A 17,915-nucleotide genomic window follows, 5' to 3' on the forward strand; every position below is an offset into this window, starting at 1 on the left:
AGCGTCACTTGGTGACGAGCGGGCAGCCGCTTTCCTCGGCCTTCATGAAGGCCTTGTCGCCCGGAATGGTCGCCAGGTAGTTGTAGTAGTCCCAGTCCTTCTTGCTCTCCTCCGGCTTCTTGACCTGGTAGAGATACATGTCGTGCACCATCGAGCCGTCGGCCTGCACCTTGCCGTTGGCGGTGAAGACGTCGTTGACCGGCATTTCATGCAGTTGCTTGGCCACCGCTTCGGTCTCGTCGGTGCCGGCCTTGTCGATGGCCTTCAAATACTGCGTCACCGCCGAATAGGTGCCGGCCTGGATCATGTTGGGCATGCGGTTGGTGCGCTTGAAGAAGCGGTCCGCGAACTTGCGGCTCTCGTCGTCGCGGTCCCAGTAATAGCCTTCGGTCAGCACCACACCCTGCGCCGCCTGCAGGCCGAGGCCGTGCACTTCGGCGAGCGTGAAGAGGAGCGCGGCCAACCGCTGGCCGCCGGCGACAATACCGAACTCGGCGGCCTGCTTGATCGAGTTCGAGGTGTCGAGGCCGGCATTGGCAAGCCCGACGATCTTGGCGCCGGAGGACTGCGCCTGGAGCAGGAAGGAGGAATAGTCGGTGGAGCCGAGCGGATAGCGCACCTCGCCCAGCACCTTGCCGCCGCTCGCCTCGACCAGCTTGGCGGTCTGGTCCTTCAGCGAATAGCCGAAGGCATAGTCGACGGTGATGAAATACCAGCTGTCGCCGCCCTGCTTGACGAGTTCGCCGCCGGTCCCGACCGCCTGGGAGTGCGTATCATAGGCCCAGTGGAAGCCATAGGGCGAGCACTGCTTGCCGGTGAGATCGGTGGAGGCGGCGCCGGTGACGATGTCGATCTTCTTCTTTTCCTTGGAAAGCCCCTGGACGGCCAAAGCCACCGAAGACGTCGTGAGCTCCATGATCGCGTCGACCTGCTCGGTGTCGTACCACTGGCGCGCGATGTTGGAGGCGATGTCGGCCTTGTTCTGGTGGTCGGCGCTGACGATCTCGATCGGCGCGCCCTGCACCTTGCCGCCGAAATCCTCGACCGCCATCTTGGCTGCCTCGACCGACCATTTGCCGCCGAAATCGGCGTAGACGCCCGACTGGTCGTTGAGGATGCCGATCTTGACCTTTCCGTCGGAAATTTCGCCAGCCGCCGCCGGCATTGCGGATGCCGCAATGAGCGCGGCCGAGACGAGATAGGATGCTTTCACTGGTGGTTCCTCCCTGGAGCATGACGCCGAAAAGTGTGAAGCGGTTTTCGGACGACATCATGCTCCATCTCTTTGATTTAGAGACGGATTCAGATTTCAGGTCGAACAGACCCGAAATCATCCGGCTCTAGCGGCCAACCACGAGAAACGCGGCCGCCTTGCGATGGTTCAACAGTTCCGTCCGGATTCTGGATTTGGGGCCTCGATCCCGCCTGCAACTCCTCTTTTTTGCGGGGCAGCGCCGCCGTGTGCCTTGGGTGCACGAACGCGAGCCTAGCATCACATTTCACCGGTCGAGAATGCTATTTTCGTAGCATGTGGAAGGGCAAGCCGGCGGTTACCCGAAAATACGAGCCGTCGAGGTGATCCATGGCTAAGGGCTTGCACTGGCTGGGTTTTCCACTCCCGCGCCCGTTTTCCGGCGATTGAGGGGAAAAACATATTTTTCAAAAGCTTATCTCAAACTCTGATTTTACTCACCACGGCAGTCGCTTGCCGTCGCGGAAAAAGCCGCCGGTCGGACCGTCGTCCGGCAAGGTCGCGGCCCAGACGATGCCGGCCGCGCCTTGCGCCACGGGACGGCCGCCGGGGCCGCCCATGTCGGTCGCGACCCAGCCGGGGCATATCGAGTTGACCAGCACGCCGGCGCTGCGGAGCTCGGCTGCCAGGATGCAAGTCAGCGCGTTGAGCGTCGCCTTGCTGGTCGAGTAGGCCGGCGCGCCGGCGCCCATCGAGGCGAGCGAGCCGCCTTGCGACGTGACGTTGACCAGCCGGCCGTGGCCGGAGGCGCTAAGCAGCGGCGCGAAGGCGGCGGCAACGAGCCAGGCGCCGAAGACATTGGTCTCGAAAGCCTCGCGGATCATAGTCCAGTCGGGCCGAAGCGCCCGCGCCGACGGGTCGTAATGGATGGCGGCGTTGTTGACCAAAACGTCGAGCCGGCCGAAGCGGCGCTCGACCTCGGCCGCGGCGTGCGCTGCCGCATCGGGCGCGGCGACATCGAGCGCGGTGGCCTCGACCTTGCCGCCGAGCGTGTTCGCCGCCGCCTCGCCCTTGGCGAGATCGCGCACGCCGATGAGCACGGTGAAGCCGAGTTCGGCCAGTTGCCTCGCCGTCTCCAGGCCGATGCCGCGGTTGCCGCCGGTGACGAGCGCCACCTTGCCGGAATGATCCTTGTTGCCGGTCATTGCTCCTGCTCCTTCAATTTCCTTTTATCGACGGCAAATTTGGCATCGATCACGCCGACCGATTAGAGCGCCGAATTGACACTCATTGCGCGATGCAGCTCATGAATGGCGCGGTCTCGAGCAAAGCGGATCGCCACCGCCGCCGCCGCAAGCGGAGGTAGGCGCGTCGGGGAGCGCTGCCCCTGCTCCGAGCGCTGGTTAGGACTTGACGGAGTCATAAGTCCGCTCAGTGTATGGAGGAGACCTTAGGGCTGAATGATCCTAACTCGGTTGGAGGACGCTCTACCGGTCGGACCGAAAGCAGCTTGGCGGGAGTTTTGGACGATCTGGCCGGCACGCTCAATCGAAACCGATCCAGATGTAGCCATCCTCCTCGCGGCACGGAATGAGATGCAGCGGGGCCCGGTTCTTTGAAATATCGCCGAGAATCTCCATGCCGGCAGAAGTTCCGTCCTCATTGAGCGCCTCGCACCACTTTACGATTTCGCCTGTATCCAGATCGAATCCGCTGTGATGCCAGCGACACACCAGCGTACCATCCCCGCCGAAAGTGCTTGCCTGTCCTGCGTGGCCGTTGGCCCGCGAGGTAGTCTCGAAGAATGGCAATTTCAAATGCGGGCAGGCATTGTTAAAGGCATAGACGCGCCCGCCCCTGCGCAAAATCACCGCATAGAGCGCCTGGAACTCGATGACTTTGTGGTCACCATCCTTCAGTTCGCTCGTCGCGACCGTCCGGTGCCACGTCTTGCCGCCCAGTTGCATGGTCTCCCGCGCGCCCTTTTCGTTCAGCCGGCGCTCGGCTTCAACCTTCAGCTTTTTTATCTCGTACAGCGAAATTCGGTCGGAGGTCCCGCGCAAACGCACTCGAATGAAATCGGATATTTCAACCTCACCCTTGACCTGTTCATAGAGCGTCTCGGAAATCAGGAGGCGGGTTCCGGCCTCCTTGTTGGCTGCTTCGACGCGGCTCGCCACATTGACCGCATCGCCGATAGCCGTCAGGCGTTCGTTGCCGGGTGATCCGACCGAGCCGATCACCGCTTCGCCCAGATGCAAACCGACGCGAATGTCGAAGTCGATGCCGTACATCGAGGCAAAAAAGGGCTTCAGCCGATCGACCGTGGCAAGGGTCTGTAGGGCCGCATTGACCGCGCGCACCGGTGCATCGTCCTGGCCCTTCACGCCAAATATCGCCATAAGCCCGTCGCCGACGAACTTGTCGATGTAGCCGTCGTTGAGCTCGATGACTTCGGCGACCTGAGTGAAATACCGATTGAGCAGATACATGACATCGTAGGGCGTCAACGTTTCGGAGAAGTGGGTGAACCCGGCCACGTCGCTGAAGAAAATGACGACCGACTTCAGCTCGCCCGCACTGGTGGACCTGTGCGGCAGCAACTGACTGGTCATTCGCAGGTCGGTCTCGTCGAGGACGAGCCTGCGGAAGGTGATGTCGGAGGCAGGTCTGAGCTGGCATGCCAGGCGTACGTTGTTGCCAAGCCCCAACCGCTCGACGAGCGTGCGCTCCAGCGCGGTGCGCTCCGGGCAGCCGTCCGCACCGTCGAGAATCCATATCCGGCAGGTCGAGCACTTGGCCTTGCCGCCGCAAGCGCAGGCGATCGGGACATCCGCCCGGCGAGCGGCTTCAAGGACAGATTCCCCAAGCGCCGATTTGATCGATATGTCGTCGGGCAGCGATAGCAACGTAGGCATCGGAACTGATCTTCCACTACGAAGTGGCGCCAGACGCTGGTGTTGATAACAGGTCTATCAGCCGGGCACCGTTTTGGCCTCGTTCGGGCAACACTAGCCCAGCAACGGCCTGGATGCCATCGTCTAGTCCGATAGTCCGCCTGGGTCGGTCGAAAGGCGTGTTCCGCATCGGATGCCAAGCATCAGATCTTGACCACCAGGCAACCCCACGGGTCGGGAAATGCCGGACACATTCCAGAAACAAGATTCAACAGTCGGGAAAAACTCGCGAAAAGACCGGCTGTCATAAACTGCTCCGGAGCAGCCGAACGATTGCGGCGCGCGACAACCCGATATCGATCTTCGAAAAGGAATGCCGATATGAAAAAGACCCTTCTTTCCGCACTTGGCCTTGCCGTCGCGCTCGCTTTCGCGGTGCCGGCCGCCAACGCCCAGACCACCACCACGACGACCACCGCCCCGGCGACGACCACCACCACCCCGGCCGCAGCTACCGAGACGGCGAAGCCGGCCGCCAATGGCCCGCACAAGAAGCATAAGAAGCATCACCGTCATCACGCCAAGAAGCATCACGTGGCGAAGCACCACAAGCATCACGCCAAGAAGCACCACGTGAAGAAGCATACCCACAAGAAGTACGCCAAGAAGGCCGCATAAGGCGCGCCACCGGCTTTTTGCTTTTCAGCGATTGGCCAAAGACTTCATGACTGGATGGTCCCAAGCCGCTTCAACAGGGTTCGGGATCATCGCTTCCGGAAACGCCGTCCTTCGGGGCGGCGTTTTTGTTTTCGGGCATCATGTCCGCTGACGCGGTCCTTCGGCTGCGGATCATGCCCTACTTCTTCTGCGGGTGGATCGTCTCGCCGCGCTTCAGCATCGCCACCAGATCGGCGATCTTCTTCTTGCGCCCCGCCTCGGTCTTCATGTTGTGGGTGCGGAAGGCGAGCGCGAAGCGGTTCTGGGCGGAGAGCTTTTCCAGCATCGCTTTCGCCTTGGGTTCAGCATCGATCGCGGCCTGCAGGTCGGGCGGGATGGTCATCTCCTTCGAGCCGCCATAGGCACGGTCCCAGCGGCCGTCCGCCTTGGCCGCGTCGACCTCGCGCAGGCCATGCCTGGTCATGCGACCCTCCTCGATCAGCCGCGCGACATTGTCGACGTTGATCTTGCTCCAGATGCTCTTCTTGCCGCGCGGCGTGTAGCGCTGCAGGAAACTCCTGTCGTCGAGCGACTTGCGCACAGCATCGATCCAGCCGAAGCAAAGCACGACGTCGATCGCTTCCTTCGGCGTGATCGAGGCCAGCCCCGAGCCCACCTTGTGGACCTTGATCCAGACCTCGCTTTCGCCGGCGTGGTTGTCGTCCAACCAGGCATAGAAGCTGTCGGCATCGGGGAATTCCCGGACCTTGTCGGGATCGACCTTGATCGGGGCCATTGTCACCTCGTCGTTTCATCGCCACCAGTGTGGATGATTCCGCGGCGGTTGTAGCGGCGGCTGATGCCAGTTTCTGTCAGTGGACGCCAACCGGCTTGATCCGATGGATCCCCCATTTTGCGAATTGAAGCGACAGTTCTCTTGTTTTCAATAGCTTGGCAAACTCCACACTTCTGTTGACTTCCACAGATGTGTGGAGTTACGCCAGCGCGAGCATGTCGATCGGTTGTTCCGGCTCGACCACAACTCACGGCTCGACTCGCTCGACGAGGCGTTCAAGGCGCTCGGCCATCCGCTGCGGTTTGACATGGAGTTCCACAAAGCCGCCTGACTTTCGCAACGAAAGGTGGGCGGTCGCTGATCTACCATCGGACCCTCCGATACCACTATCGGTTTCTTCCGTTTCCGCTTCCCGCGCCAGCCTGCCAAGTCCCGTCCATGCAAAGGAAAGGCATGGACATGGAAAAAATCCTGATCGTCGGCGGCAGTTCGGGCATGGGGCTGGCGCTCGCCGGGCGCTGCCTTGAGGAAGGCGCGAACGTCATCATCGCCGGGCGTGGCGAAGCGAAGCTGAGCGCGGCGCGCGACGAGCTCGGCCGGCCGGGCACGCTCGAAACGGCGGTGGTCGACATCAGCCGCGAGGATGAGGTCGCGGCACTTTTCGGGCGCATCGGCCGACTCGACCATATCGTCAGCACCGCCGCCGCGATCGAAGGCGCCTACCGGCTGTTACCGGAGATCGAGCTTTCGGCCGCGCAGCGGGTGGTGGAAAGCAAGTTCTACGGGCCGCTGCTGCTTGCCAAGCACGGCGCGCCGAAACTGCCGACGACAGGTTCGTTGACTTTCGTATCCGGCATCGCGGCCCATCGGCCGGCGGCGCGTGGCTCGGTGGTCGCGGCCGTCAACGCGGCGCTGGAAGGGCTGGTGCGGGCGCTGGCCGTCGAGTTGGCGCCGGTCCGCGTCAACGCCGTGTCGCCCGGCTGGGTCGACACGCCGATCTGGGCGTTCGTCGCGGGCGAGAAAAAGGACGAGACGCTTGCCGCGATGGCGAAACGCCTGCCGGCGGGACGAGTCGGACAGCCGGAGGATATCGCCGATGCAATTCGCTTCCTGATCGGCAACGGCTTTACGACGGGAGAGACGCTGCATGTCGAGGGCGGGCACCGGCTGGTCTGACCGGCGCGAAGGCCTCATCGGCAGCAACAAGCAGCGCCTTCAACGCCGGTGGCTGGATGCGGCGGCGCCGCCAGGTCATCACCACGTCGGCAGAGCGGACCGGCCCGGGCCAGGCAAGCTCGGCCACCTCGCCGCGATCGATCGCGGCGGCGACCGCCAGCCGCGGTACGAGGCCGAAGCCGGCGCCGGCCGCCACCAGCCCGGCTATGGCGTCGATGCTGCCGGCTTCGGCGGCGAGGCTGGGTTTGCCGAGACCTGCCTCGGCAAACGCCTCGTCGACCATGCCGCGATAGACGCAGCCGGTCTCGGTGGCGACGAAGTGCTTTTCGGCCAGCGTCGCCAGATCGACATCCGCCCGGTTGTCGCCGGGCGGAGCGATCAGCGCCAATGGTTCGACCGCAACGACGCGCCTGGCAAGGCGCTGGTCGAGCGCGCCGGCATCGAGATCAAGCTCACGAGAACGCGCGAAGCAGAAGGCGACGTCGATCTCGCCCTCACCCAGCCTGCGCAGCAACTCGCCGCTGCCGGCGATCCTGAGCTTGATGTCGATGCCGGCGTGAGCGGCGCGGAACCCCCCTAGCCAGCCGGCAAGCCTTGCCGAGGCAATCGTCTCCAGCGCGCCGATCGCCAGGCTGCCTGCCGTCTCGGCCCTGATGGCATCGACGGCGGCCCTCGCGTCGTCGGCGAGGGCGAGCAGTTCCTCGGCATAGGGTTTCAGCGCCTCGCCCGCCAGCGTCAGATCGAGCCCCTGCCGCGAGCGGGTGAAGAGGCTGGTGCCAAGCTCGGCCTCCAGCATCTGGATCTGGTCGCTGACGCTCGACTGGGCAAGATTGACCTCTTGCGCCGCGCGAGTGACGTTGCGCGTTCGCACGACCGCCAGAAAGGTCTTCAGCAGCCTGGGATGCATCGGCGCCTCAAGGCTACTGCAGCTGCGGTTTCTTCAGGAAGGAATTGCGGTCGGCGGATTTGACGCGCAGCCAGGTCTCGCGGCCGTCGCGCACCACTCGCAGCGGAATCTCGGCGCCGGCCGGGTTCTGCCAGAGCTTGCGGTAGAAATCGGCCAGACCGTCGACTTCGCCGTCGCGCACATCGGAAATGATGTCGCCCTGGCGCAGGCCCGCCTCTGCCGCGGGACCACCTTCCGCCACGCTCATCACCACCACCATGCCGTTCGACTCGGCCGAGAAGGCTCCGAGCCACGGACGCGGCGCCTTGGCCGCCTGGCCGCGCTTGATGAGATCGTCGAGGATCGGCCGCAAGAGATCGATCGGTACGACCATGTTGATGTCGGCCACCTCGCCGGCGCGGCTCATCTGCAGGCGCAGCGAGCCGACTCCGAGCAGCTTGCCGTCGCGGTCGAACAGGCCCGCCCCGCCCCAGGACGGATGCGCGGGAGCAATGAAGATCGCCTCGTCGATCAGATATTCCCAGTAGCCGGCGAATTCCTGCTTGGTGACGATGTGGGCGTCGACCTGCTGGCCGATGCCGTCGGCGAGCGTCACGGCGTCGCCGATATTGGCCTTGCCGGCATTGCCGAGTTGGACTGCTGGCAGATTGAGCGGCGAAAGCGCCTGCACCAGGCCGAAACCGGTCTCCTGGTCATAGGCCAACGCGTGTGCCGCGACCACGCGCCCGTCCTGGTCGGTCAGCCACACTTCCTCGGCCTCGGTGATGAGATAGCCGATGGTGAGCACCAAGCCGTTGTCGCGGATCACCACGCCGCTGCCTTCGCGGCGCGTGCCCAGCGCATTGGCGGTGAAAGCGTCGTCCGGAACCGTGGCGCGCACGGCAACGACGGAGCGCGAAATTTTCTCGATGGTCATCGATCCATCCTGCATAGCGGGTGTTTTTCTATAAGTATGGCCAAAGGAGCGTGGTGCAAGGGCGGATTGCCCTTCTCCGCTTGGGGGAGAAGGGAAGCGGCGCACTGGCCCAAGCACTAGTTCAACAGAAATTGAACTTTTTTCTTTGACCTGCGCGCCGCCGTACCTAATTTTACCGGCAACCGGCCGTCTCCGCTGTTCACCCAACCCTGCAGGGCCCCCCAACGATGAACCAATACATCCCGCCGAAAGTCTGGACCTGGAACAAGCCGAATGGCGGCGAGTTCGCTTCGATCAACCGGCCGATCGCGGGTCCCACGCATGACAAGAAGCTGCCGGTCGGCAAGCATCCGCTGCAGCTCTATTCGCTGGCCACGCCCAACGGCCAGAAAGTGACGATCATGCTGGAGGAGTTGCTGGCGCTTGGCCACAAGGGCGCCGAATACGACGCCTGGCTGATCAAGATCGGCGATGGCGACCAGTTCGGCTCGGGCTTCGTCGAGGTCAACCCGAACTCGAAGATCCCGGCGCTGATGGACCGCAGCGAGCCGAAGCCGGTGCGCGTGTTCGAATCCGGCTCGATCCTTACCTATCTCGCCGAAAAATTCGGCGAATTCCTGCCCACCGATCGTGCGGCGCGGGCAGAGACTTTCTCATGGCTGTTCTGGCAGATGGGTTCGGCGCCCTATCTCGGCGGCGGCTTCGGCCATTTCTATGCCTATGCGCCGGAAAAGATCGAATATGCCATCGATCGCTTCGCCATGGAGACCAAGCGGCAGATGGACGTGCTCGACCGCCGGCTGGCGGAGAGCGAATATCTCGCAGGACCGGACTACACGATCGCCGACATGGCGGTGTGGCCATGGTATGGCGGGCTCGCCAAGGGCCGTAGCTACAACGACGCCGCACGGTTCCTCTCGGTGCATGAATACAAGAACGTGCAGCGGTGGGCCGACGCGATCGACGCGAGGCCGGCGGTAAGTCGCGGACGCATGGTCAACCGCATGTCCGGCGATCCGGCCTTCCAGCTGCGTGAGCGCCACGACGCCAGCGATTTCGAGACGAAGACGCAGGATAAGCTGCAGGCGGCGGAGTGAACTGCTGATCTCCCCTCGAGGGTGAGATGGCCGGCAGGCCAGCGCCTCCCGCCCGCCTTCGGCGCTTAGTCCTCCGGTCCCGCTGACACTTCGTCGTCCTCGGGCTTGACCCGAGGATCCATGCCGTGACGCGCGCCGAAGGGCGCAACGGAGCAGAATTATTAACCGTTTCAACGCCTTAGGGTCACGGCATGGATCCTAGGGTCTGCGCGCGTCGCTTCGCTCCTTGCTCCGCCCTACGATGACGAAAGCGAAGGGCCGCTTCCTTCACAGAGCCCGCCTCGGCTCTGCCGGGCATCTCCGTCACAACGGGAAGAATAGCCGCCGCTACCTCCCATACGTATACGTCACCGTCGCCTCGCCGAGCGCCGAGCTCTTGGCGGCGACGGAGACCATCTCGGGCAACGGGCTGGCCGGTATGCGCAGGGTCTTTTCGCTGAGCGCATAGAGCGTGAAGACATAGTGATGCTGGCCGCTGCCCGGCGGCGGGCACGGGCCGAAATAGCCTGCGCGGCCGACGCCGCCCTCGCCCAGCACCGACCCCTTGGGCATGCGCTTGCCGCCCTGCGCGCCGGCGCCTTCACGCAGACCCTTGGCGCTCGCCGGGATGTTCCAGGCAAGCCAGTGCCAGAACCCCTTGCCGCCATTGGCGTCGGTGTCGAACATGGTCAGAGCGTAGCTTTTGGTGCCGGCCGGCGGATCCTTCCAGACTAGCGCGATCGAGACGCTCTGTCCGCCGCAGCCGGCCTTGTCGCCGAGATATTTCGCATCCCATTTGCCGTCGGAGACCGACGGGCTGGAAATTTCGAAGGCCTGCGCCTGGGTGGCGAAGGCGACGAGGGCAAGCATGGTGAAGCCGAGGCGCAAACTCATCCTATCCTCCCTGAACAACGCAGCGTAGCGCAAAAGCAGCCCGAAAAAGGGCAAGCGACGTGCTGGCCTGCTCGGACAACGAGAAAGCCCCGCCGGTGGAGGCCGTCGGGGGCGCTGGAGATTGGCGAAGGCGGCGGCGGCATCTGATCTTCCCCACAAGGGGGAGATCAGCAGTTGTTGCTATCCCCGCAGCAATTTCGCCAGCCTCGGCACACCTTCATTCACGGCGCGGTCGTCGGCGAGCGTGAACGACATGCGCAGCGTGTTGCGGCCGGTGCCGTCGGCGTAAAACGCGTTGCCCGGGACGAAGGCGACGCGCGCCTCCTTCACCGAACGCGCCAGCAGCTCGGTTGCGTCGGCGCCTTCCGGCAGCGTCAGCCAGACGAACATACCGCCGTCCGGGCGGTTCCAGGAAATGCCGTCGGGCATGTCGGCTTCGAGCGCGCCGAGCAACGCGTCGCGGCGCTTGCGGTAGGCGCCGATCAGCTTTTCCACCTGGGCGTCGAAGATGGTTTCGGCGACGCGGTGCATGACCATCTGGTTGATCGACGGGCTGTGCAGGTCGGACGCCTGCTTCATCAGCACCAGCTTTTCCACGACATGGCGCGGCGCGCAGACCCAGCCGACGCGCATGCCGGGCGACAGGATTTTCGAGAAGGACCCGCAATAGAGCGTGCGCGCCTTGTCGATGCCGCCGGAGCGGGCGCAGTCGAGCGCCAAGATCGGCGGCACGCCCTCGCCATCATAACGCAGCGCCCGATAGGCCGCGTCCTCGATGACGGCGATGTCGAGCTCGCCGGCAAGGTCGAGCACCGCCTCGCGCTGCCTGGCGTCAAGCGTGTTGCCGGTCGGGTTGGCGAAGTCCGGCACCAGATAGGCGAATTTCACCCGGCCGCCATTAGCGGCGGCAGCGGCGCGATAGGCTTCCGGCGTCATGTTGCCGCCGGCGGTGTTGAGCCGGTCATAGCGCGGCTCGTAGGCGTTGAAGGCCTGCAGCGCGCCGAGATAGGTCGGCCATGTCACGAGCGCAGTGTCGCCGGGGGACAAAAAGAGCTTGCCGAGATAGTCGAGCGCCTGCTGCGAGCCGGAGGTGATGAAGATGTTGCCCTCGTCGCATTGAACGCCGAGCTTGCCCATCTGTCCGGCCAGCCATTTGCGCAGCGGCAGGAAACCCTCGCTGACCTGGTACTGCAACGCAGCACCCGCCTCGGCGCCGCCGAGCACGGCCTGGTAGGCATCGCCGATGGCCTCAGCCGGAAACAGCGACGGGTCGGGGATGCCGCCGGCGAAGGAGATGATGTCCGGCTGGTCGAGCAGTTTCAACAGCTCGCGGATTTCCGAAGCCTTCATGCGCGAGGAGCGCGAGGCCAGAAGGTTCAACAGGGTCAAGGCGCGCCTCCCGAGCGGCAAATCGGCATTTAGGTCAACTTTACTGACCTATTATCAGGCTTTTTGGCAAAGTTGAATAGCCCAGCCGCGAAAACGCGCACAGGCCAATCCAGCCCTCGGTCGGATCGTCGACTATCGGTCGCCGCTCACCGAAACGTGACCGCTCACAAATATCAGAATTCTCTAACTCAATCACCGTCGGTGGTACTGATGAAGCTGGCTCCAACCCGGGGCTGCAAAGATGGGAGAACAAAAGCCATGAAAACCAAGACGGCATTTGTGAGCCTATTGACCGCGTCGGTCATCGCCGGCACGGCATTCGCCCGGCATACTCGACGAGCCGAAGATGATGGCTCCTTTCTTCACCGACAAGACCATGAAGACGATGAAGTCTGATGCCGACATGAAGAAGGTCTGGGCCAAGATGTCGAAGAAGGACCAGGCGGCGATGATGAAGGAATGCCAGGACGCGGCAATGAGCAAGCCGCATGCCGAATTCTGCGCGAAGTTGAACGCGTTGGCCGGCCACGCCTGACATAGCTCCGATCGTGGGTGGCGGACGAGAAGGGGACCGCCACCCTGGCCAGCCGGCCAATTCAAACATTTTAGCGACTGCGAATGGAATTCCGTTGCGCGAAAGCGCGAGCGGATGCAACCTCATTCCAGAAGACCGGCCAGAAGAAGAATATTGGCCCGGAACATGGGAGGGGGCAGTGACGCTCGAACTGATCGGCGCCGGGTTCGGCCGCACCGGCACATGGTCGACTTTCGCCGCGCTGAACAGGCTCGGATTTCCGAGCTACCACATGCAGGAAGTCATCATCAACAAGGCCAACAAGGGTCATCTCGATTTCTGGCGCAAGGTGGCGAACAGCCCGCCCGGCATGCAGCAGGACTGGAACCGGGTCTTCGCCAATTACCGGGCGACCGTCGACAATCCGGGCTGCTGCGTGTGGCGTGAGTTGATGGCCGCCTATCCGGAAGCCAAGGTGCTTCTGACGCTGCATCCGCGCGGCGCCGAAGCCTGGTATGACAGCACCATCGACACGATCTACTTCACCGAAAATGTCTGGCAGTTCAGGGTGCTGGAATGGCTGACGCCGTTTGGCCGCAAGTTCGGCGACATGTCGCGCAAGCTGGTCTGGGGCCGAACGTTGAAGGGCGTGATGAACGACCGCGACAAGGCGGTGGCACGCTACAATTCCTATATCGACGAGGTGAAGGCGGCGGTGCCGCCCGAGAAGCTGCTTGTGTTCAAGGTCAGCGACGGCTGGGCGCCGCTCTGCGATTTCCTCGGCGTCGCGCTGCCCAACGAGCCCTTCCCCAACCTCAACGACCGCGCCAGCATCAAGAAGATCATCAACGGCATGATCATGGGATCCTATCTGATGCTGGCCGGCGTGGCGGCCGCGATCGCGCTGGCGCTCGGCGGACTATGGTGGTGGCTGGGGTAACGACAGCCACTCGCGACGGTCGATAAATCGGCAAGGCCCCGGTGCTCCGGCGCATGGCGGGATTGTCGTTATATTAGAATAGGCGCATATTGTAGGAAGCCGAAGCCATGCTCCGGTTGAACCGCCCGCTTGCCGTAGTGCCCAGGCGGTCCGCAGACCAGGTCAAATGTCAGAGAAAGCCAGCAGATCCGCGCTGCTCAAGCAGCCGGCGGTCGTGATATGTGGAGGAGGATCCCATGAAGGTTACCATACTGGCGACTTACGAACCCCATGCCGCCAAAGGACTGATGCAAGGATCGAACCGGGAAGCCGCAATCAAGGCGCTCTTTGAAAGTGTAGGCGGCAAGATGAGCAACCTGATGTTTACGCGCGGCATCTATGACGTCATCGTCAATGGCGAGGTGCCGGACCAGATTGCCGGGATGGGCATGACGCTCGCGGTGCGGGCAAGCGGTTCGGTGAGCGATCTCGTCGTTCTGGAAGAGCTCGACATGAAGTCAGTGATCGCGGCCGCCAACAAGGCCGCCGGCGCCTACAAACCTGCCGGCTGACAGGAGGGCGCCATGACTGCCTACAACGTAGTCCGCTTTCGCACCAAGCCAGGCAAGGAAAAGGCCTTCGTCGAGGCACATGAGAAGATCTCGCTGAACGCCAAGGGCTTTCGCAAGGGCGCCCTTATCAAGACCGGCGAGCGCACATTCTGCATGGTCGGCGAATGGAACGACATGGACAGTCTCGCCGCGGCGCGCCCGATGATGATCGGCGTTCTCGACACGTTTCGCGAGATGCTTGAAGATCTCGGCGGCGATCTCGGTGTGACGGATCCGGTGTCGGGGACAGTCGTTGCCGAAATAGGCTGAAGGCGCCGCCGTTTGGCGCTGGCCGGGCCGCCTTGCGCGCCCGGCCAGCGCCGTTGGCATGAAGCTCCGCGACATGCCGCCGGCGCTGGTGTGGCGCCTCCGCGTTCGCCTCAGAACGGCAACCGGATCTCGTCGTCCTGAGGGGCCCGCGGCCAGCCGATGTCCTTGCGGATCTCCGGAGGCAGCTCGTTGAGCTCGCGCGTCGTGCGCCGGCGCTTGCTGGCCTGCGCGAATGCGGCGCGGATTCGGTTGAGACTTTTGAACATGAAAACCCCTCAAAATAAGCGGCGGAGAACCGGTGCCGCTTCTTCCCGACTCCGCTTTTGCGATGCGTCTGTAACCGGTGGATTGCGCGCGAACGGTGAAATGTTTCACGAAGCCGGAGCGACTTGAAACATATGCATGCAAACTATTTTATGGGATTTACAGGCGCGTGGCCGCGATCCCGCCGCCGTTTCAACGTGCCGCCCAGTTGCCTTTCAGCCCGGTCGGCCCTGCCTCCCTCACGATGACCTCGCGGTGCGGATAGGGGATGCCTATGCCGTTCTTTTTGAACGTATCCCACAGCGCCAGCAGCACCTTGCCGCGCACATTGGTCAGGCCCTGCTGCGGATCGCGGATCCAGAAGCGCAGGACGAAGTTGAGCGAGGAGTCGCCGAACCCCGTCAGCCAGCAGACCGGCCGCCGGTCGGCTTCGACCCGGCCGACGCTGATCGCGGCCTCTATCGCCAGTTCGCTGACCTTATGCGGGTCGGCGTCATAGGAGACGCCAAAGTCCACGTCGAGCCGCACGAGATTGTCGCTGAACGACCAGTTGATGACCCTTTGGGTGATGAAGTCTTCGTTCGGGATGAGATATTCGCGGCCATCGCGCGTGACCACCGAGACGAAGCGCCCCCGCAATTCACGTATCCAGCCGAATGTGCCTTCGAGCGAGATGGTGTCGCCCGGTTTGATCGACTTGTCGAGCAGGATGATGATGCCGGAGACGAAGTTCGAAACGACCTTTTGCAGCCCGAAGGCGAGACCGACGCCAATCGCTCCGGAGAAAACCGTCAGCGCCGTCAGGTCGACGCCGACGGCGGAGAGGACGACAGCGCCGGCAACCAGCACGAGGCCGATCTTTGCCACCTTGCCTACGAGGACGCGGATCGAGGGTGTCAGGTCCTCGGAGATGCGGACGCGCTCGTCAACATAGTTGCCGATGACCACCGCAAGCCAGACCGTGGCGACCAGCAGCACCGCCGCCTTGAGCAACATCAGAGCCGAAAATCGGACCGCACCCAAAGGGGTTGCCAGGCTGTCCAGGAAGGCCGCGGTCTCGTCACTGATGCCCAGGATGACAAGCGCCGCGTAGATCCAGATCAGCCAGCCGAGCAGACGAGCGGCGAGGCGATTGTGGAGGACGCGCGACAGCACCGACGCGACAAGCCAGGCAAGCGACAGAGAAAGCACAACATGGAGGAGGTAGAGGTGGCTTGGCCACACGAAAGCGCGCATGAAATTGAGCGCGGCAAGCAGGAACAGGGCGAAGAGAATCCAGTCGGTCCGCCGCAACAGGGCGATCACGACCCGCAGCAGTCCAGGGTGCCCCTTGATCTGGCGAGCCTGGTCCTCGATGAGCGGCTCGACGCGCCGGCCAGCGAGCTTGGCCGCGACGAACAGCGTGAGGATAATGGCGAGCTGATAGAGGAGCCACGGCGTGGCGGCATAGTCGATCCATCCGCTGGACCAGACCAGCGCTCGGCTCATGGCGTCGCGAACATCCATTGCCACACGCCCATCATGAACGGGCTAAAGAATTTGAACCCGCTTTTCCACGGCCCGTTTCAAGGCCACGCATTCATGGCGATCCGGCGGCTATGCGCCGCCCGAGCCGGCGCGTCGGCGTTTGTCCGACGAACCCTTGCGTTGATCCTCTGCGTCGATCTCGTCCATCGCCTGTTCCCAAAAGCGCAAGTCGGCGCCCTCGGGTTTTCCTTCCTTTTCCCAAAGCTCATAGGCACGCTGGCGGATACGGTCTTCCCTGCTCTGGTCAGCCATGGAAACCTCCCGATCTCTGTTCCACCAGAAGGAACGCCGGCGCCAGCGAAACGATCCATGCGAAGGCCCGGCGGTGGCCAATTTTCTCGGCGCGACCCGCCTCACCCGATCATCGCGCCATCCCTGGCAATGGCGGTGCCCGCCCGATAAACTGTGCGTTCCTTCGGCACCGCCACCACGGCTTGCGGAACATGCTCGGCTTTGAGCGCGACAAAGTCGGCCTTGGCGCCTACCGCAATGCCGTAGCCTTCCAAGCCCAGCGCCTTCGCGCCGGCATGGCTCACCACGTCGTAGGCGGCTTCCAGCTCCCGATCCTCGTAGAAGCCGGAGCGGTAGCCGATCATGTTGGCGCGGTTCAGCATGTCGCCATCGCCATAGGGCCACCAGGAATCGCGGATGTTGTCGGAGCCGGCGAAGACTGTGACGCCCGCCTTGCGCAGCGCCGCCACCGGCGGGAAAGGATGATCGCCGGGCGCGTTGGTCATGATGGCGACGCCGGCGGCGGCGATCCTCTCGCCAGCCCTGGCCAGCGCGTCGGCGGAAATGTCGCCCAGCGCGTAGGCGTGGCTGACAGCGACTTTTCCCTGCATACTCAATGCCGTGGTCCGGGCGACTATCTCCTCGATCTCGAACAGGCCGAGCGTGCCGCCGTCATGCAGATGAATGTCGACGCCGACGCCGCGCTTTTCGGCAAGGCCGAAGACCACATCAAGGTGTCCCTTCACATCGCGGTCGAAGCTCGCCGGGTCGAGTCCGCCGATCAGGTCGCAGCCGAGCTTCAGCGCTTCGTCGAGCAACTCCGCGGTGCCGGGCGAGGACAGGATGCCGCCTTGCGGAAAGGCGACGAGCTGGATGTCGATCAGATCGCGATGCTTTTCCCGTACGGCGAGGATCGTCTCGACATGCTTCAGCCCGACCGCGGTATCGACCATGACATGGCTGCGCATGGCGAGGCTGCCATGGCCGACGCAGAGCTCGAGCTGGCATTTCGCGCGCTCTTCCATCGGCGCGGCCCGCTCGAGGTTGCGCATCTGGAAAGCGACGCGCTCGCGCACATCAAAACCGTTGGTGCAGGGAATGTGCGGACGCCAGGCATCGCCATAGAAGGAGGTGTCGAGGTGGATATGGCCCTCGACGAAGGCCGGCAACACGAGCTCGCCGGCGAGGTCGATAGCGCCGGCCGGCGGCGTGGCGGCATTGGTGGCCGGAGTGACGGCACTGAAGCGGCCGCCGGCGACGGTGAGGTCAGCGACCGTGCCGTCGGCAAGTCTGGCGTTGAGAAAATGAGTCTGGTTCACGATGCAATCCGTTGAAAAGGCAAGCGTCAGTCGTTGCCGGTCGAGCGGACGAGGTCAATGCGGATCGAGGGAGAAAGTGTCTCGCCTTTCCCTTCTCCACTTGTGGGAGAAGGTGGATCGGCGCGCAGCGCCGAGACGGATGAGCGGTGTTGGAAGGAATGAGGCGCCAGTGAACCCGTGCGGTCACATCTGGGCAAGCGGCGTTGCCAAGCTGGAACACCCCTCATCCGACCGAGCTTCGCTCGGCCACCTTCTCCCGCAAGGGGTGAAGGAAAGAGCCCGCAATATACCGTTTTCGCGGAAGTTTCAGCGGGCGGCAAATATGGCATGGTGAAGTCTGCGGTATGAGGCCGCCGTGGT

General features: G+C 63.3%; 19 protein-coding genes. 7 read left to right on the top strand and 12 right to left on the bottom strand.

All coding sequences use genetic code 11. The annotated features are described in order from the left end of the window. Positions 1 to 4: 4 nt before the first annotated feature. From ACWGS9_RS22345 to ACWGS9_RS22355, 3 genes are all read right to left on the bottom strand, one after another. Positions 5 to 1,213: an ABC transporter substrate-binding protein gene (locus ACWGS9_RS22345; RefSeq protein ID WP_454507290.1), complete on the bottom strand. Its 1,209-nt coding sequence runs from the start codon at positions 1,211 to 1,213 to the stop codon at positions 5 to 7. Positions 1,214 to 1,689: 476 nt separating this feature from the next. Further along, on the bottom strand, positions 1,690 to 2,397 hold the full coding sequence (locus tag ACWGS9_RS22350; protein WP_454507291.1) for an SDR family NAD(P)-dependent oxidoreductase: 708 nt from the start codon (positions 2,395 to 2,397) through the stop codon (positions 1,690 to 1,692). Between the two features lie 339 nt (positions 2,398 to 2,736). Next, positions 2,737 to 4,110: an adenylate/guanylate cyclase domain-containing protein gene (locus ACWGS9_RS22355; RefSeq protein WP_454507292.1), complete on the bottom strand. Its 1,374-nt coding sequence runs from the start codon at positions 4,108 to 4,110 to the stop codon at positions 2,737 to 2,739. A 360-nt stretch (positions 4,111 to 4,470) separates the two neighbouring features. Between ACWGS9_RS22355 and ACWGS9_RS22360 the strand changes: the two genes are divergently transcribed. Next, positions 4,471 to 4,767 (top strand): hypothetical protein, encoded by a 297-nt coding sequence (locus ACWGS9_RS22360; protein ID WP_454507293.1) that lies wholly within the window; start codon positions 4,471 to 4,473, stop codon positions 4,765 to 4,767. Positions 4,768 to 4,945: 178 nt separating this feature from the next. On the opposite strand, the gene ACWGS9_RS22365 is transcribed toward ACWGS9_RS22360, so the two are convergent. Next, positions 4,946 to 5,542 carry a YdeI/OmpD-associated family protein gene (locus ACWGS9_RS22365; protein WP_454507294.1) on the bottom strand — a complete coding sequence of 199 codons (597 nt, stop codon included), beginning with the start codon at positions 5,540 to 5,542 and terminating at the stop codon, positions 4,946 to 4,948. A 453-nt stretch (positions 5,543 to 5,995) separates the two neighbouring features. Here ACWGS9_RS22365 and ACWGS9_RS22370 point away from each other — a divergent pair, with 453 nt between their 5' ends. Beyond that, a complete protein-coding gene (locus ACWGS9_RS22370; RefSeq protein ID WP_454507295.1) occupies positions 5,996 to 6,718 on the top strand; it encodes an SDR family oxidoreductase in 723 nt (240 codons plus the stop codon). Here the strand turns inward: ACWGS9_RS22370 and ACWGS9_RS22375 are convergent. Continuing rightward, positions 6,669 to 7,625, bottom strand: a complete 957-nt coding sequence (locus ACWGS9_RS22375; protein ID WP_454507296.1) for a LysR family transcriptional regulator — start codon at positions 7,623 to 7,625, stop codon at positions 6,669 to 6,671. The two genes, ACWGS9_RS22370 and ACWGS9_RS22375, sit on opposite strands and share 50 nt — an antisense overlap. 13 nt (positions 7,626 to 7,638) lie before the next feature. After that, positions 7,639 to 8,541: a S1C family serine protease gene (locus tag ACWGS9_RS22380; RefSeq protein WP_320216251.1), complete on the bottom strand. Its 903-nt coding sequence runs from the start codon at positions 8,539 to 8,541 to the stop codon at positions 7,639 to 7,641. A gap of 227 nt (positions 8,542 to 8,768) precedes the next feature. On the opposite strand from ACWGS9_RS22380, the gene yghU reads away from it, so the two are divergent. Beyond that, the gene (gene yghU, locus ACWGS9_RS22385; RefSeq protein ID WP_454507297.1) at positions 8,769 to 9,638 is read left to right on the top strand and encodes a glutathione-dependent disulfide-bond oxidoreductase; all 870 of its coding nucleotides are present in this window, start codon (positions 8,769 to 8,771) and stop codon (positions 9,636 to 9,638) included. Between the two features lie 327 nt (positions 9,639 to 9,965). Here yghU and ACWGS9_RS22390 read toward each other — a convergent pair whose 3' ends face one another. Both ACWGS9_RS22390 and ACWGS9_RS22395 read right to left on the bottom strand, forming a co-directional pair. Continuing rightward, a complete protein-coding gene (locus ACWGS9_RS22390; protein ID WP_454507298.1) occupies positions 9,966 to 10,511 on the bottom strand; it encodes a YbhB/YbcL family Raf kinase inhibitor-like protein in 546 nt (181 codons plus the stop codon). A 180-nt stretch (positions 10,512 to 10,691) separates the two neighbouring features. Beyond that, entirely contained in the window at positions 10,692 to 11,861 is a 1,170-nt protein-coding gene (locus tag ACWGS9_RS22395) for an aminotransferase-like domain-containing protein (RefSeq protein ID WP_454507359.1), read from the bottom strand. Between the two features lie 385 nt (positions 11,862 to 12,246). On the opposite strand from ACWGS9_RS22395, the gene ACWGS9_RS22400 reads away from it, so the two are divergent. From ACWGS9_RS22400 to ACWGS9_RS22415, 4 genes are all read left to right on the top strand, one after another. Then, positions 12,247 to 12,435: a hypothetical protein gene (locus ACWGS9_RS22400; RefSeq protein ID WP_454507299.1), complete on the top strand. Its 189-nt coding sequence runs from the start codon at positions 12,247 to 12,249 to the stop codon at positions 12,433 to 12,435. Between the two features lie 178 nt (positions 12,436 to 12,613). Beyond that, complete coding sequence (locus ACWGS9_RS22405) at positions 12,614 to 13,354, top strand: sulfotransferase family protein (protein ID WP_454507300.1); 741 nt, start codon at positions 12,614 to 12,616, stop codon at positions 13,352 to 13,354. 236 nt (positions 13,355 to 13,590) lie between these two features. Further along, positions 13,591 to 13,905: a GYD domain-containing protein gene (locus ACWGS9_RS22410; protein WP_454507301.1), complete on the top strand. Its 315-nt coding sequence runs from the start codon at positions 13,591 to 13,593 to the stop codon at positions 13,903 to 13,905. Positions 13,906 to 13,917: 12 nt separating this feature from the next. Then, positions 13,918 to 14,214 (top strand): antibiotic biosynthesis monooxygenase, encoded by a 297-nt coding sequence (locus tag ACWGS9_RS22415; RefSeq protein WP_320216255.1) that lies wholly within the window; start codon positions 13,918 to 13,920, stop codon positions 14,212 to 14,214. Positions 14,215 to 14,324: 110 nt separating this feature from the next. Here the strand turns inward: ACWGS9_RS22415 and ACWGS9_RS22420 are convergent, their stop codons facing one another. The 4 genes from ACWGS9_RS22420 to ACWGS9_RS22435 all read right to left on the bottom strand — a co-directional run bounded on the left by ACWGS9_RS22420 (position 14,325) and on the right by ACWGS9_RS22435 (position 17,555). Beyond that, positions 14,325 to 14,480 carry a DUF1127 domain-containing protein gene (locus ACWGS9_RS22420; RefSeq protein ID WP_454507302.1) on the bottom strand — a complete coding sequence of 52 codons (156 nt, stop codon included), beginning with the start codon at positions 14,478 to 14,480 and terminating at the stop codon, positions 14,325 to 14,327. Positions 14,481 to 14,670: 190 nt separating this feature from the next. Further along, positions 14,671 to 15,984 carry a mechanosensitive ion channel family protein gene (locus tag ACWGS9_RS22425; RefSeq protein ID WP_454507303.1) on the bottom strand — a complete coding sequence of 438 codons (1,314 nt, stop codon included), beginning with the start codon at positions 15,982 to 15,984 and terminating at the stop codon, positions 14,671 to 14,673. A 90-nt stretch (positions 15,985 to 16,074) separates the two neighbouring features. Further along, positions 16,075 to 16,257 carry a DUF2934 domain-containing protein gene (locus tag ACWGS9_RS22430; RefSeq protein ID WP_320216258.1) on the bottom strand — a complete coding sequence of 61 codons (183 nt, stop codon included), beginning with the start codon at positions 16,255 to 16,257 and terminating at the stop codon, positions 16,075 to 16,077. A 101-nt stretch (positions 16,258 to 16,358) separates the two neighbouring features. Continuing rightward, positions 16,359 to 17,555, bottom strand: a complete 1,197-nt coding sequence (locus ACWGS9_RS22435) for an amidohydrolase family protein (protein WP_454507304.1) — start codon at positions 17,553 to 17,555, stop codon at positions 16,359 to 16,361. Positions 17,556 to 17,915 lie beyond the last annotated feature (360 nt).

Source organism: Mesorhizobium sp. Arg314 (assembly GCF_053714275.1).

Excerpts from the sequence above, each read along its gene's own strand:
- ACWGS9_RS22350 (WP_454507291.1), bottom strand. The coding sequence starts at position 2,397 with ATGACCGGCAACAAGGATCATTCCGGCAAGGTGGCGCTCGTCACCGGC.
- ACWGS9_RS22355 (WP_454507292.1), bottom strand. The coding sequence starts at position 4,110 with ATGCCTACGTTGCTATCGCTGCCCGACGACATATCGATCAAATCGGCG.
- ACWGS9_RS22360 (WP_454507293.1), top strand. The coding sequence starts at position 4,471 with ATGAAAAAGACCCTTCTTTCCGCACTTGGCCTTGCCGTCGCGCTCGCT.
- ACWGS9_RS22365 (WP_454507294.1), bottom strand. The coding sequence starts at position 5,542 with ATGGCCCCGATCAAGGTCGATCCCGACAAGGTCCGGGAATTCCCCGAT.
- ACWGS9_RS22370 (WP_454507295.1), top strand. The coding sequence starts at position 5,996 with ATGGACATGGAAAAAATCCTGATCGTCGGCGGCAGTTCGGGCATGGGG.
- ACWGS9_RS22375 (WP_454507296.1), bottom strand. The coding sequence starts at position 7,625 with ATGCATCCCAGGCTGCTGAAGACCTTTCTGGCGGTCGTGCGAACGCGC.
- ACWGS9_RS22380 (WP_320216251.1), bottom strand. The coding sequence starts at position 8,541 with ATGACCATCGAGAAAATTTCGCGCTCCGTCGTTGCCGTGCGCGCCACG.
- yghU (WP_454507297.1), top strand. The coding sequence starts at position 8,769 with ATGAACCAATACATCCCGCCGAAAGTCTGGACCTGGAACAAGCCGAAT.
- ACWGS9_RS22390 (WP_454507298.1), bottom strand. The coding sequence starts at position 10,511 with ATGAGTTTGCGCCTCGGCTTCACCATGCTTGCCCTCGTCGCCTTCGCC.
- ACWGS9_RS22395 (WP_454507359.1), bottom strand. The coding sequence starts at position 11,861 with ATGAAGGCTTCGGAAATCCGCGAGCTGTTGAAACTGCTCGACCAGCCG.
- ACWGS9_RS22400 (WP_454507299.1), top strand. The coding sequence starts at position 12,247 with ATGATGGCTCCTTTCTTCACCGACAAGACCATGAAGACGATGAAGTCT.
- ACWGS9_RS22410 (WP_454507301.1), top strand. The coding sequence starts at position 13,591 with ATGAAGGTTACCATACTGGCGACTTACGAACCCCATGCCGCCAAAGGA.
- ACWGS9_RS22415 (WP_320216255.1), top strand. The coding sequence starts at position 13,918 with ATGACTGCCTACAACGTAGTCCGCTTTCGCACCAAGCCAGGCAAGGAA.
- ACWGS9_RS22420 (WP_454507302.1), bottom strand. The coding sequence starts at position 14,480 with ATGTTCAAAAGTCTCAACCGAATCCGCGCCGCATTCGCGCAGGCCAGC.
- ACWGS9_RS22425 (WP_454507303.1), bottom strand. The coding sequence starts at position 15,984 with ATGGATGTTCGCGACGCCATGAGCCGAGCGCTGGTCTGGTCCAGCGGA.
- ACWGS9_RS22430 (WP_320216258.1), bottom strand. The coding sequence starts at position 16,257 with ATGGCTGACCAGAGCAGGGAAGACCGTATCCGCCAGCGTGCCTATGAG.